This is a genomic window from Pedobacter sp. Leaf132 (genome assembly GCF_920984695.1).
In the GTDB taxonomy this organism is placed as follows: Bacteria; Bacteroidota; Bacteroidia; order Sphingobacteriales; family Sphingobacteriaceae; genus Pedobacter.
The window spans coordinates 47,334-59,844 of the sequence record NZ_CAKLBO010000002.1 but is presented as its reverse complement, the minus strand read 5'-3'; the positions used below and the strand labels follow the sequence as shown (position 1 = coordinate 59,844).

Below are 12,511 nucleotides of genomic sequence, written 5' to 3'. Positions count from 1 at the left end.
TTATTTCACTTCCAATCCTATACCCAATTTTGCTTTTCTGGTAGAATCGGCCTTTTCCATTACTTTCTTTTGTCGCTCCAATTTATTGGAGATTACTTTATAAACCTCAGCCAACTCTGTTGGGTGTGCATAATAATAAGCCATACTCTGAGCATGTTTTGCAGAATCAGTTCCGTACCTTTTAAAAATACCCTTGTAATAAGCTGAAGCAACTTTCTTTGATGAATCTGAATTCGCTATTGTTGAAATGTAGCCATCTACAACATGAATATCATACAAAATACGCTGCAGTTTTTCTGGAGGAGTTATATTTTCTGGTCTCTTTTCTTTGCAGGCCAATAAAAATGCTGATGCCAATACAAAGTAGATTAAATTTCTCACGCTTAATTAATTGTTATTTTTTGCCAAAATTGCGACAAGGTTGTTAATTTTACACAAAAATAGGTATAAATGAGCATAGCTGATAATCTTAAAAAATATAAAACAGAGGTAGAAACAGATAACGTGAAGCTGATTGCCGTTTCAAAAACACAATCTAATGAAGCTATTTTAGAAGCTTATAATGCCGGCCAAAGAATTTTTGGCGAAAACCACGTTCAGGAGCTTGCAGATAAGGAAGCAGAATTACCAAAAGACATCGAATGGCACATGATTGGGCATTTGCAAAGTAATAAGGTTAAATATATTGCACCATTTATTTCACTCATACACGGAGTAGATAGCTTAAAATTACTTCAGGAAATTGATAAACAAGCAAAGAAAAACAAAAGGGTAATCGATTGTTTATTGCAGGTTTACATAGCAGATGAAGACACCAAATTTGGTTTAGCTTACGATGAAATTATTGAAATTCTTCGTTCGGAGGAATTTTCTAAATTAGAAAACGTAAGCATTACCGGTTTAATGGCTATAGCAACCAATACAAAGAATGAAAAACAAATTACCATCGAATTTAATGAGCTAAAAGTGCTTTTTGATGGCATTAAACACAGCTTTTTTAAAGATGATGCTTACTTTAAAGAAATATCGACAGGAATGAGTGCCGATTATAAAATAGCCATCGAAGAAGGCAGTACCATGGTAAGAATAGGAAGCGGCATTTTTGGCAAAAGAATTATAAAACATTTTAAAGCCAATCCATCAGAAAATTAAATATGGAAGTAAACATTAGAGTTGCAGTTGCAGATGATTGTATTAGGCTCCTTGAGTTAATAAACGAGCTTGCCGTTTATGAAAAGGCGCCTGAAGAGGTTACCGTAAAATTGGATCATTTTATAGATGCAGGTTTTGGTAAAAACCCGGTTTGGAAAGCCTTTGTTGCCGAAGTTGATGGCATTATTGTAGGTTTTGCGCTGTATTACACCCGTTATTCTACCTGGAAAGGTTGCAGATTGTATTTAGAAGATTTTATTGTAACTGAAAGCTTTAGAGGTAAAGGAATTGGAAAAATCCTCTTTGAGGCCGTTATTAACCAGGCTAAAAATGGTAATTATAGCGGTATGGTTTGGCAAGTATTAGATTGGAACGAACCTGCCATTAATTTTTACAATAAGTACGCTGCAAATTACGAAGCTGGCTGGTTAAACGTAGCCCTATCTGAAGACCAGCTTAAAAATTTATAATCCATGGATATTTTTAAGTTCGGTGGTGCATCTGTAAAAGATGCAGAAGGTGTTAAGAATTTAGCAGGTATTGTTCGCGATTATAAAAAGGGTGAATTATTGATTGTAGTTTCTGCAATGGGCAAAATCACTAACAAATTAGAAGAACTTAATACAGCATATTTAAATCAGAGTGAAAACGTTCATTCAATTTTTGATGAGGTTAAGCATTTCCATTTTGAGATTATTGAAGCTTTATTCGAAGGAAAACAAAATCCCGTTTATGATGATATAGCAAATACTTTTGTAGAAATTGATTGGTTATTAGAAGATGAACCCGATAACGATCCGGATTACATTTACGATCAAATCGTATCAATCGGCGAGGTGGTTTCAACAAAAATTGTTGCAGCCTGGTTAAACGAAACCGGAAATAAGGCACTTTGGACTGACGCCAGAAATTACATTAAAACCGATAACACATACCGCGAAGGAAAGGTAGATTGGGCTAAAACAAATTCAATAATCGATAAAGATTTAAAGCCTCTAATTGCCAATAATATCATTGTAACACAAGGTTTTATTGGTGGTACAAGTGAAAATTACACCACAACGTTGGGTAGAGAAGGTTCTGATTATTCGGCTGCAATTTTTGCTTCTTGCTTAAATGCCGCGGCACTTACCATTTGGAAAGATGTGCCAGGAGTTTTAAATGCAGACCCAAAATGGTTTGATGAAACGGAAAAAATCGACCAGCTATCTTACCACGATGCGATTGAACTTACGTATTACGGAGCAACAGTAATTCATCCTAAAACCATAAAACCACTACAAAATAAGGGAATTCCGCTTTTTGTACGCTCGTTTATCACACCAGAAGGCAATGGAACGGCAATCACAAAAGATAATAACCCATTACCTGTTCCTTCATTTATATTTAAAGTAAATCAGGCACTGATTTCTATCTTCCCGAAAGATTATTCATTTATCATCGAAGAAAACCTTAGTAATATGTTCGATTTATTTCATAAACACAGAGTGAAGATTAACACCATGCTGAATTCTGCAATTAGTTTTTCGGTTAGTGTAGATGATAATGAAGAGAAAATCACTAAGCTGATTAAAGAGTTATCAACGCAATTTAATGTAAAATACAACAAAGAGCTAGAACTGGTAACCATTAGATACTATAACCAGCAAACCATTGATAGAGTAACCATAAGTAAAGATATTTTGTTAGAGGTAAAAAGCAGACATACTTGCCAAATGGTGATGAAAAATAAGGCTTTGTAAAGAATGAATATTGAGATTTTAGATAATGCTGTACAAGCGTATATCAATTTAAACTTAAACAATGATGTAAATAAAATTGCATTATCTAAATCTCCTTTTAAAAACATTTCTGCTGCAGAACTTGCCAATCAGATTGTAGCCAAAAAAAAAGCAGAGAGGAAATTACCTTCCTGGTACCACACCGAAAAAATTTATTACCCTTCTTCCCTATCTATCGAGCAAACTTCATCAGAAATTACGGCAAAATACAAATCCAGGTTGGCCAAAGGCAATAGCCTTATCGACCTTACCGCCGGTTTTGGTGTAGATGCTTATTATTTCTCAAAATATGTTTCTGAGATAACACATTGCGAAATCAACGAAGGCTTATCTTCTATTGCAAAACATAATGCAGTGCAGCTACAAATAAAAAATATCATCTTCAAAGCTGTAGATGGACTGGAATACCTCGAGAATTCAAAAAATATATTCGATACTGCTTACATTGATCCGGCGAGAAGAGCAGAAAAAGGAAAGGTATTTTTATTAAAAGATTGTACGCCTGATGTAGTTAGTAACCTTGATAAAATCTTAACCAAAACAAACAGACTATTAATAAAAACTGCTCCCTTATTAGATATAGCTGCTGGCTTAGCTGAATTAAGATACGTGTCTGAAATCCATATTGTAAGCGTAAAAAATGAATGCAAAGAATTGGTGTGGGTTATAGATAAAGCTGTTTCAGGAGCAGCAAAAATTATTGCGGTTACCTTAAACGATACTGAAAAGAAATTCAATTTTTCTTTAGCAGAAATGAATGTTGAGGCACTTTATGCTGAGCACATAAATGGTGGCGAATACTTGCATGAGCCCGATGTAGCGCTTTTAAAATCTGGTGCATTTAACCTGATTGGCTCAAAATACGGTTTAAAAAAACTGCACCAACAAACTCAACTATATGTTTCTTCAAAGATTGAATCAACCTTTCCGGGTAGAATTTTTAAAATCATTTCAATAATAAAAGGTAATGAATTGAAGAAAATTAAAAATTTATGCGGTAATGTCATCGTTAGAAATTATCCTGCGAAAGCAGAAGACTTGGTTAAGAAATTTAAAATAAAGAGTGAAAAAAATGAATTTTTAATTTTCACCAGGAACGTTCAAAATGAATTAATCGTAATATCAGCACAGATAATTCAATATTATTAACCATATAAAAAGTCTTCCACTGTTAGGAAAGACTTTTACAGGGATGTTAAAAGTATATGTTGTTAAACCTTTTTAACGTTTACTGCTTGCAAACCTTTTCTACCTTCTGCTACTTCAAATTCAACCTGATCGTTTTCTTGCAAACTCTCAATTCCACCCAAAACATCCTTAAAATGTACAAATAAATCTTTATTGTCTTCTTGAACAATAAAACCAAAACCTTTCTGCGTATTAAACCATTTAACTTTTCCGGTTGCCATAAAAAAAATAAAAAATAATATAGAAATTAAACCCTTATTGCTTTGTTTCTAATTTTTACACCACCAATTGAAAAGAAAATCACTTAAAACAATCAGAATATGCGCTAATACCGAAATAAAACTATCAAATATAATTAATCAGCCGCAAAAAGGCAATTAATTATTACTAAACACCTAAAAATAATAGCTTATTTGTTCGGCTGAGGCGTAGTTCTTAAATAAGTTTTGATAATTTTATGTCCTTTCGGGAATTTTTCTGGTATATCCTCAGTTTTGATACTATTTACAACAATAACATCGTCACCATCTTGCCAGTCTGCCGGTGTTGCCACACTGTAATTGGCTGTTAACTGCAAAGAATCTATCACTCTTAAAACCTCATTGAAGTTTCTACCTGTCGAAGCCGGATAAGTGATGATAAGTTTTACCTTTTTATCAGGCCCAATCACGAATAAAGAGCGAACGGTTAATGTTTCGGAGGCATTAGGGTGAATCATATCGTATAAATTCGCTACAACTTTATCCGGATCGGCAATAATAGGAAAGTCTACCGAAGTATTTTGTGTTTCATTTATGTCGCTAATCCACCCTTTATGTGATTCTGCAGTGTCAACGCTTATGGCTAAAACCTTTACATTACGTTTTTCAAAATCACCTTTTAAAGCTGCCGTACGTCCGAGTTCTGTAGTACAAACCGGTGTGTAATCTGCCGGATGCGAAAATAATACACCCCATCCATCACCTAAATGCTCGTAAAAATCTATTTTACCTATCGATGTTTCTGCCTGAAAATTTGGTGCGACATCGCCTAATCTTATGCTCATAATTATCTGTTTTTTTAAAGTTGATAAACAAATCTAATCAATAGAATAGTAAATACATAGATTTTATATAATTAAAAAACAATATGTGGTTAAACAAAAAAAACCTTGAAGGTTTTAGCCGACAAGGTTTTAAGCATATTAATTTGTTTGGGTAAATTAATTATAAACTTTAATCATGAAAACATAATCTTGCAGTTTTTCTATCTGCTTGGCACGTTTTAATCCTGATAATGCATTTTTACGGTTAGCAGAAATTTTCTTACCTAAAGAATCTTGAGGAATCGCCCGCATAGCATCTAAAATATATTTTGATTTAATTGCAAATGATGCACCTTCAGCCGAAGTTTCTTTACCACTGATAATACCAACAAGGTTACCATTATTATCAAGCAAAGGACCACCACTGTTGCCTGGGTTTAAAGGAATAGCCACCTGATATTGAGTTGTATCGCCAACAAAACCGCTTTTAGAACTTACGTAACCTTCGCCAAGCACGGCATCGTCTTTTGGATAACCCCAGGTGTAAACATTTTCTCCAACACCTGTGCTGTTTCTTTTAATAGTATAAGGCAAAGCAGATAAGTTTTTGAAATTCTTATCATCGATTTTCAAAATTGCGATATCATATTCAGGGTCTTTAAGAATAACCTTCACTTTAAAAGATTCTCCCTGGTTATTTTGAATGTAAACAGAATCAGCACCTGTAATCACATGCAAATTAGTAGCGATATAACCATTGGTAGAAACCGCAAAACCTGTTCCGCCGAAGTTTCCCGGATTAGCAGGCAATTTACTAGCCGTAACAGCAGTGCTGCTAATTTTGCGGATTAAGTTATTTTGCGTTTTTACCGCGTTAGTAACTTGTTTGCTTAACTGAACATATTTATCAGCCTGTTGGCTATTATGTTGAATAGAATATATCGAAACAAATGATAATACTAGGAAAGAAGCCGCTACAGCAATTGCTGATCTATGTTTACGCCACAATTGAATTACGCGAGATGGATGAGGCCTAACTGATGCGGCCAGAGTTTCCACATCAATTTCTGCATGAATTTTATCTAACTGCTCTTTCAACAACAATTGTTGCGCATATTCTTCCATAGTATGTAAGAATACTTTATGCGAAACCACTTTATGATCAACACTTGCATCATTGCGGCGCAGTTGCTCAAAAGCTTCAACCTCCTGTGCAATAAGTTTACCTAATAGATAATCTTCAATAATTGCATCTAACTCTAAATCGTTTCTCATCTCTGTTACTAATGTTGAAAAAATATTTTCTTTAACCTTTGCAGGCACTTGTATTTCTGTGTTTTTGCATTGTCTGTATTGGTATAGCCAAACTTCTCGCAAATATCCTGCATGGATAAATTGTGGATATAAAAATCCTGAATAATGGTTTTACAAGGTTCGCCTAAATGGCCCAGAGCAGATTGCATTTTAACAAAAGCAGCATCCTTCTCTTCATGTTGCTCTACATCCTCCTCTACCGCAAACACATCCTCATAATCGGTTATATTACCTGCCTTCTTGCTATTTTGCGCTAATTTCTTAAGCCAAATACGCCGGCATACCGAATAAATATATGTTTTAAGTTTACTGCTTAGCTCAAAATCTCCTTGTTTTATCTTATTGTATAAAACAATTATGGCTTCCTGATAAACATCTTTCGCATCATCTTCATCCCCATTGTTATTAAGTATAAACTGCAAAACCATTGCATAATATGCTTTATATAACTTGTTAAGGGCATCTTCTGAGTTATTTAGAATACCTAAAATAACCTCTCTATCTGTTGGAACTGAACTCTTTAAACCGTTATTCACTAGTTAATACTTTTTTCTATAAATAGTAACCCAATATTAGATAAAAAAAATATCTATCGCTACCTATAGTTATTAATACTATCCACAATTGAACGGTAACCCATACCAAAAAAAATAATTTCACTTTTTTTAAAATAATCGGGTTACCTTTTTACCTTTGCGGCATTAACAGTAAATTAATTAATACTTAAAAAAATTTCAAAATGAAAAATGCATTCAAATTAGGCTTTTTAGCTTTAGCTTTATCTTTATCAGTTGTAGCTTGTAACTCAGAGAAAAAAGCTGAAGGTGCTGATTCAACTGCTGCTGATACTTCAGTTTCTGCAACTGCTGATTCTGCTGCTGCAACTATCGATTCTGCTGCTGCTAAAGTTGATTCAGCTGCTGCTAAAGTTGATTCTGCTGCTAAAGCTCACTAGTCAATATTTAAAAGACAAGAATAAAAGGCTTTTGAGTTTTCTCGAAAGCCTTTTTTAATTCAACCCATTTTTATTTTAACCAAATTTTATCCTAAAATGAAAAACACCTATAAATTTGGCTTTTTAGCTTTAGTTATTTCTTTTACGGTTGCCGCTTGTGGCTCAGAAAAGAAATCTGATGAAATTGACACAACATTGGTTGATTCTTCTACAATTGCGCCACCTGTAACAACATCAGTTGATACAAATACTGTTGATACTGTTGCTATAGACTCTACCAAAAAGCCATTGTAGCGCCAGAAGAAAAATATTTTTAAAAAAAATAAATTTTTTGGGTTACCTTTTAAATATTCAGGTATTAACTGGTAATTAAAACGTTTATATAAACCTTAAAACAAATCCAAAAATGAAAAATGCATTCAAATTAGGCTTTTTAGCTTTAGCTTTATCTTTATCAGTTGTAGCTTGTAACTCAGAGAAAAAAGCTGAAGGTGCTGATTCAACTGCTGCTGATACTTCAGTTTCTGCAACTGCTGATTCTGCTGCTGCAACTATCGATTCTGCTGCTGCTAAAGTTGATTCAGCTGCTGCTAAAGTTGACTCTGCTGCTAAAGCTCACTAGTCAATATTTACAATATTTAAAGGCTTTGATTAATTTCAAGGCCTTTTTTGTTTTTATAGCAATATTCTTAGTAAACAAAACTCCTCAAAATCCATCAATTGTAGTAAATTTGCGGCTTAAATATATTCCGCATAATGAATTTAACCTCGCTACAAGCAATCTCACCAGTTGATGGTCGTTATAGAAAAACTACAGAAAATTTAGCCGCTTATTTTTCAGAAGAAGCGCTCATTAAATACCGTGTTTTCGTAGAAATTGAATATTTCATTGCATTATGCGAAATAAACCTTCCCGGTTTAGAAAAATTTGAAAAGTCCCTTTATCCCCAACTTAGAAAAATCCACGAAAATTTTTCAGAGGCTGATGCTTTAGAAATTAAAGAAACAGAAAAAGTTACCAATCATGATGTTAAAGCTGTTGAGTATTTTATCAAAAGTAAATTCGACAATTTATCATTACAAGACTACAAAGAGTTTATACATTTTGGCTTAACCTCTCAGGATATAAACAACACAGCAATCCCATTTTCCATCAAGTTAGCCTTAAAAGATAGCTATTATCCGGCTATAAAATCCCTGATTCAAAAAATAGAAGAACTTTCTGTTGAGTGGAAAGACATCCCGATGCTTGCACATACACACGGACAGCCTGCATCTCCAACTAAACTGGGTAAAGAATTTTTAGTTTTTGCAGAGCGATTAAACATCCAGCTTGAAGCACTAAAAGCAATTCCAAATAGCGCAAAATTTGGTGGTGCAACCGGAAATTTCAATGCACATCATATTGCTTATCCACAGGTAAAATGGGTAGATTTTTCGAATAAATTTGTTAACGATACTTTGGGTTTAACTAGAGCGCAACACACAACCCAAATTGAGCATTACGACCAATTTGCCGCACAATGTGATGCTTTAAAAAGAATAAACAACATCATCATCGATTTAGATAGAGACATCTGGACTTACATCTCCAAAAACTACTTTAAGCAAAGGATTAAAGCAGGTGAAATTGGTTCATCGGCTATGCCGCATAAAGTTAACCCGATTGATTTTGAAAATGCAGAAGGAAATGCTGGAATTGCAAACGCTTTATTTGAATTCTTTGCAGCTAAACTTCCAATCTCTCGCTTACAAAGAGATTTAACAGACTCTACCGTTCTAAGAAATGTTGGCGTTCCGTTTGGGCACACTTTAATTGCTATAAACGCTACGCTTAGAGGGTTAAATAAGATATTACTAAATGAAGCTGCCTTAAACGCCGACCTGGAAGATAACTGGGCGGTTGTTGCCGAAGCCATTCAAACGGTTTTAAGAAGGGAAAACTATCCAAATCCATACGAAGCTTTAAAAGAATTAACCAGAACAAATTCAAAAATAAATGCAGAAAGCATTGCACAGTTTATTGAAGGATTATCAGTTTCTGAAGATGTTAAAGCAACTTTAAGAACCATTACACCATTTAACTATACCGGCGTTTTTTAGGCGATTAAATTGACGCTAAACAGACAGCAGAAAAAAGCTTTATTAATCTTTATTGCTAATTTTGTGTATCAAATTGATTAGACATGACCATTAACGTATATACAGAACAAACTCCTAACCCGGCAACCATGAAATTCATGGTGAATAAGCTGTTAATTAACGGAAGTGAAGATTTTGCAACAAAAGAAAGTGCGGAAAATTCTCCTTTTGCAAAAGAGTTATTCAAATTCAACTTTGTATCGGGTGTATTTTTCGCGAGTAATTTCGTTACCATAACAAAAGCTGACGATGCTGAATGGGCAGATATTGAAGCTATTTTAAAAGAGTTTGTAAAAGGTGCAGTAGAATCTGAATTAAAAATAAAAGAAGCTACGGCTGATGAAGCACCTAATTTTGAAGGTTCTGAAACTGAAATTAAAATTCAGCAGATTTTGCACGATTACGTTCGCCCTGCGGTAGAACAAGATGGTGGCGCAATTACTTATAAATCTTTTGATGATGGTGTTGTAACGGTAGAACTTCGCGGTTCTTGCAGTGGTTGCCCTTCTTCAACAATTACATTAAAATCTGGTATCCAGAATTTACTACAAAGAATGGTTCCGGAAGTTACTGATGTAGTTTCAGAAGCACTTTAGAGATTTCAATCATATCCACAAAAAAAGCTTATCAACCGATAAGCTTTTTTCGTTTGTGCTCATTTTTTGGGGCTTAATAAATATAGATTCGTCATTGCGAGGCACGAAGCAATCTTTTAAAAATAAATTATTATTAAGTATTAAAATATCTACCCGAAATATTTTTTAATTGCCACTAACATCTCATTTGTTATTTTTCCATTTGTAGCCAAAATTTCTCTTTTACCGAAAAAATCATCGCCGCCGGCAAAATCAAAAACCTCACCACCGGCCTGCTGAACAATAAAGCAGCCTGCAGCAAAATCCCAGGGTTGTAAATTATATTCAAAAAAAGCATCAAAGCGACCAAAAGCCACGTAAATTAAATCTGTAGCGGCAGAACCCATACGCCTTAAGCCATGCGTTTTCTGCATCATCTCTTCTAATAACTTTAAATATTGCGGCTGCTTATCAAACTGATAATAAGGAAAACCGGTTGCCAATAAGCTGGATTTTAAATCGGGATTTGATGATACTTTTATCTCCTTCTTATTCATAAATGCGGCTGCATTTTTATAGGAGTAAAACATTTCACCACGGTTCAATTCATATACAACACCTAAAACGGCCTTATCATCCTCGTACAAAGCAACACTAACCGCATAAGTTGGCAAACCATGAATAAAGTTTGTTGTACCATCAAGCGGATCGATAATCCATTTATAAGTTTTCCCTTCCCTATTAATGGTTTTTTCTTCTGTTAAAAAGCCCGCATCTGGTATAAGTTTTTCCAGATTTTGAACAAGCTTCTGCTCAGCGGCTTTATCAACATAAGAAACCATGTCGTTTAAACCCTTATATTCAATCATTTGCGAATCAAATTGCATGGCTTCTTTACGGATAAAATTTCCCGTAAGCCTAACAATTGATATCACTTTATTGCATAGTAATTCGTAATTCATAATGATTTAACAAGCAATTTTAAATGTTGTTGGTTTTAAATGTTGTTGGTTTTAAATGAAATAAAGCATTTTAGGCAAGCTTGTTTTTATTTCTTAATGAATAAATACATAAAGCGATTCCGCCAACAACTAAGAAAGTAGAAATCATTTCGGCTTGTGTAAAGCGCAAACCAAATACATTATATTTAGAGTTAACGCGGATTAACTCTATCATAAAACGCTCAACACCGTTTAAAATCATGTAAATACCAAACATTAAACCCGGCGCTTTTATTTTATCCCTAATGCTCCATAAAAAAGCAAACAAAATTAAACATATAATAACCTCGTAAATTGGTGTTGGGTAAACACCCTGAGCAAGCTCATTACAAAATTTACCCGGTCCACAGCCAGGTATCGGTATACCTTCGCCTACAACATTGTTAGGATATTTATAAGACCATAACCAATCTGGCAACCATGAAAATGGCTTTGGATCTGGATTAACAATACCCCAATCGCCATCGCCAGATAAATGACAACCAATCCTGCCTACAGCATAAGCCAACATCATACCCGGTCCGCCAACATCAAGCATGTGCAAAGGTTTTATACCATTCTTTTTGGCGATGTACAAAACTGCAGCGCCACCGCAAATTAATCCACCGTAAAAAGTTAAACCGCTAAAGGATAATAATCTTTCGATTGGATTTTTTACAAAATCATCCCAATATTCTAAATTATCAAAGAACTTTGCACCTAAGAATCCCCAAACAGCAGCCCAAACAATTAAATTGCTCATTAACTGATACGGACGAATCTTTACAACCGTTTCTTTCGGATTAGCAAGTTTGTGCTTTTCTTTCTCTTTATAATCCCAATAGGCAAACAAAACGCCTAAAAACAAGCCGCCAAAAATATTTCCTTTGGTCGACATTAAGATAGATTGCGCATCGCTTACAAACAGGCTGTAATTAAGTAAAGCGTACAATAATTTATAGCCAATAATGAAACCGAACAAGCCGTTCATTATTAAATCTGTGGTTGTTGCCGGCTCACCAATTATAATCGTTTTTCTTATCGGATGTAAAATCCCTAACGCTTCTTTGCGCCTTAATTCCTGCGTAAAAGCCCAATAACCTGCAACAAAAGCCAGCGCCACAAAAACACCAAAAGTATTAAACGGTAGCGGCAGATTTATGCCTAAAAGATATTCTAAAAAGTGTGAAACGGTAGGAAACATACAAATAATTTGTTGCGAAGATAGGAAAGAAAGATGAAAGACTAAAGCTGAAACATTAAAGCTGTAAATGCTAAAATTTTAATTTGAAAAGCAGGTTTCTGTTATCATGGGTTACGATAGTCCTGCGCTACGCTCCAATCTTTTTTATGAAAAATAAAAAAGGATTTCTGCTTCGATCAGGTTTAATTTACTTCTG

The 12,511-nt window shown here is 34.4% G+C and carries 16 protein-coding genes; 9 read left to right on the top strand and 7 right to left on the bottom strand.

Going from position 1 to position 12,511, the window contains the following annotated elements; genetic code table 11:
- Complete coding sequence (locus tag LUA86_RS04030; protein ID WP_231459310.1) at positions 1-381, bottom strand: DUF4296 domain-containing protein; 381 nt, start codon at positions 379-381, stop codon at positions 1-3.
- A gap of 69 nt (positions 382-450) precedes the next feature.
- Between LUA86_RS04030 and LUA86_RS04025 the strand changes: the two genes are divergently transcribed.
- Genes LUA86_RS04025 through LUA86_RS04010 form a run of 4 tightly spaced genes read left to right on the top strand, consistent with a single transcriptional unit; the run spans position 451 to position 4,082 of the window.
- Positions 451-1,152: a YggS family pyridoxal phosphate-dependent enzyme gene (locus LUA86_RS04025; protein WP_231459309.1), complete on the top strand. Its 702-nt coding sequence runs from the start codon at positions 451-453 to the stop codon at positions 1,150-1,152.
- 2 nt (positions 1,153-1,154) lie between these two features.
- Positions 1,155-1,622, top strand: coding sequence for a GNAT family N-acetyltransferase (locus LUA86_RS04020; RefSeq protein ID WP_231459308.1), 468 nt, complete (start codon positions 1,155-1,157; stop codon positions 1,620-1,622).
- Positions 1,623-1,625: 3 nt separating this feature from the next.
- Positions 1,626-2,894 (top strand): aspartate kinase, encoded by a 1,269-nt coding sequence (locus LUA86_RS04015; protein ID WP_231459307.1) that lies wholly within the window; start codon positions 1,626-1,628, stop codon positions 2,892-2,894.
- A 3-nt stretch (positions 2,895-2,897) separates the two neighbouring features.
- On the top strand, positions 2,898-4,082 hold the full coding sequence (locus LUA86_RS04010; RefSeq protein ID WP_231459306.1) for a class I SAM-dependent methyltransferase: 1,185 nt from the start codon (positions 2,898-2,900) through the stop codon (positions 4,080-4,082).
- A gap of 62 nt (positions 4,083-4,144) precedes the next feature.
- Here the strand turns inward: LUA86_RS04010 and LUA86_RS04005 are convergent, their stop codons facing one another.
- From LUA86_RS04005 to LUA86_RS03990, 4 genes are all read right to left on the bottom strand, one after another.
- Positions 4,145-4,342: a cold-shock protein gene (locus tag LUA86_RS04005; RefSeq protein ID WP_231459305.1), complete on the bottom strand. Its 198-nt coding sequence runs from the start codon at positions 4,340-4,342 to the stop codon at positions 4,145-4,147.
- Positions 4,343-4,530: 188 nt separating this feature from the next.
- Complete coding sequence (locus LUA86_RS04000) at positions 4,531-5,166, bottom strand: peroxiredoxin (RefSeq protein WP_231459304.1); 636 nt, start codon at positions 5,164-5,166, stop codon at positions 4,531-4,533.
- 156 nt (positions 5,167-5,322) lie between these two features.
- A complete protein-coding gene (locus tag LUA86_RS03995; protein ID WP_231459303.1) occupies positions 5,323-6,420 on the bottom strand; it encodes a trypsin-like peptidase domain-containing protein in 1,098 nt (365 codons plus the stop codon).
- A gap of 8 nt (positions 6,421-6,428) precedes the next feature.
- Positions 6,429-6,995: an RNA polymerase sigma factor gene (locus LUA86_RS03990; protein ID WP_231459302.1), complete on the bottom strand. Its 567-nt coding sequence runs from the start codon at positions 6,993-6,995 to the stop codon at positions 6,429-6,431.
- 203 nt (positions 6,996-7,198) lie between these two features.
- On the opposite strand from LUA86_RS03990, the gene LUA86_RS03985 reads away from it, so the two are divergent.
- The 5 genes from LUA86_RS03985 to LUA86_RS03965 all read left to right on the top strand — a co-directional run bounded on the left by LUA86_RS03985 (position 7,199) and on the right by LUA86_RS03965 (position 10,152).
- Positions 7,199-7,414 carry a hypothetical protein gene (locus LUA86_RS03985; protein ID WP_231459300.1) on the top strand — a complete coding sequence of 72 codons (216 nt, stop codon included), beginning with the start codon at positions 7,199-7,201 and terminating at the stop codon, positions 7,412-7,414.
- Between the two features lie 96 nt (positions 7,415-7,510).
- Entirely contained in the window at positions 7,511-7,708 is a 198-nt protein-coding gene (locus tag LUA86_RS03980; protein WP_231459301.1) for a hypothetical protein, read from the top strand.
- A 112-nt stretch (positions 7,709-7,820) separates the two neighbouring features.
- A complete protein-coding gene (locus LUA86_RS03975; protein WP_231459300.1) occupies positions 7,821-8,036 on the top strand; it encodes a hypothetical protein in 216 nt (71 codons plus the stop codon).
- A gap of 134 nt (positions 8,037-8,170) precedes the next feature.
- Positions 8,171-9,517: an adenylosuccinate lyase gene (purB, locus tag LUA86_RS03970; protein WP_231459299.1), complete on the top strand. Its 1,347-nt coding sequence runs from the start codon at positions 8,171-8,173 to the stop codon at positions 9,515-9,517.
- A gap of 83 nt (positions 9,518-9,600) precedes the next feature.
- The gene (locus tag LUA86_RS03965; RefSeq protein WP_231459298.1) at positions 9,601-10,152 is read left to right on the top strand and encodes a NifU family protein; all 552 of its coding nucleotides are present in this window, start codon (positions 9,601-9,603) and stop codon (positions 10,150-10,152) included.
- 149 nt (positions 10,153-10,301) lie between these two features.
- Here LUA86_RS03965 and LUA86_RS03960 read toward each other — a convergent pair whose 3' ends face one another.
- Together LUA86_RS03960 and LUA86_RS03955 are read right to left on the bottom strand one after the other, a co-directional pair.
- Positions 10,302-11,093 (bottom strand): inositol monophosphatase family protein, encoded by a 792-nt coding sequence (locus tag LUA86_RS03960; protein ID WP_231459297.1) that lies wholly within the window; start codon positions 11,091-11,093, stop codon positions 10,302-10,304.
- Positions 11,094-11,163: 70 nt separating this feature from the next.
- Positions 11,164-12,315 carry a prolipoprotein diacylglyceryl transferase gene (locus LUA86_RS03955; protein ID WP_231459296.1) on the bottom strand — a complete coding sequence of 384 codons (1,152 nt, stop codon included), beginning with the start codon at positions 12,313-12,315 and terminating at the stop codon, positions 11,164-11,166.
- Positions 12,316-12,511 lie beyond the last annotated feature (196 nt).

What these genes read in the sequence shown, in the direction of transcription:
- LUA86_RS03980 (WP_231459301.1), top strand. Translation starts at nt 7,511, where the DNA reads ATGAAAAACACCTATAAATTTGGCTTTTTAGCTTTAGTTATTTCTTTT.
- LUA86_RS04005 (WP_231459305.1), bottom strand. Translation starts at nt 4,342, where the DNA reads ATGGCAACCGGAAAAGTTAAATGGTTTAATACGCAGAAAGGTTTTGGT.
- LUA86_RS03965 (WP_231459298.1), top strand. Translation starts at nt 9,601, where the DNA reads ATGACCATTAACGTATATACAGAACAAACTCCTAACCCGGCAACCATG.
- LUA86_RS04020 (WP_231459308.1), top strand. Translation starts at nt 1,155, where the DNA reads ATGGAAGTAAACATTAGAGTTGCAGTTGCAGATGATTGTATTAGGCTC.
- LUA86_RS04015 (WP_231459307.1), top strand. Translation starts at nt 1,626, where the DNA reads ATGGATATTTTTAAGTTCGGTGGTGCATCTGTAAAAGATGCAGAAGGT.
- LUA86_RS04025 (WP_231459309.1), top strand. Translation starts at nt 451, where the DNA reads ATGAGCATAGCTGATAATCTTAAAAAATATAAAACAGAGGTAGAAACA.
- LUA86_RS03985 (WP_231459300.1), top strand. Translation starts at nt 7,199, where the DNA reads ATGAAAAATGCATTCAAATTAGGCTTTTTAGCTTTAGCTTTATCTTTA.
- purB (WP_231459299.1), top strand. Translation starts at nt 8,171, where the DNA reads ATGAATTTAACCTCGCTACAAGCAATCTCACCAGTTGATGGTCGTTAT.
- LUA86_RS03975 (WP_231459300.1), top strand. Translation starts at nt 7,821, where the DNA reads ATGAAAAATGCATTCAAATTAGGCTTTTTAGCTTTAGCTTTATCTTTA.
- LUA86_RS03995 (WP_231459303.1), bottom strand. Translation starts at nt 6,420, where the DNA reads ATGAGAAACGATTTAGAGTTAGATGCAATTATTGAAGATTATCTATTA.
- LUA86_RS03960 (WP_231459297.1), bottom strand. Translation starts at nt 11,093, where the DNA reads ATGAATTACGAATTACTATGCAATAAAGTGATATCAATTGTTAGGCTT.
- LUA86_RS04010 (WP_231459306.1), top strand. Translation starts at nt 2,898, where the DNA reads ATGAATATTGAGATTTTAGATAATGCTGTACAAGCGTATATCAATTTA.
- LUA86_RS03955 (WP_231459296.1), bottom strand. Translation starts at nt 12,315, where the DNA reads ATGTTTCCTACCGTTTCACACTTTTTAGAATATCTTTTAGGCATAAAT.
- LUA86_RS04000 (WP_231459304.1), bottom strand. Translation starts at nt 5,166, where the DNA reads ATGAGCATAAGATTAGGCGATGTCGCACCAAATTTTCAGGCAGAAACA.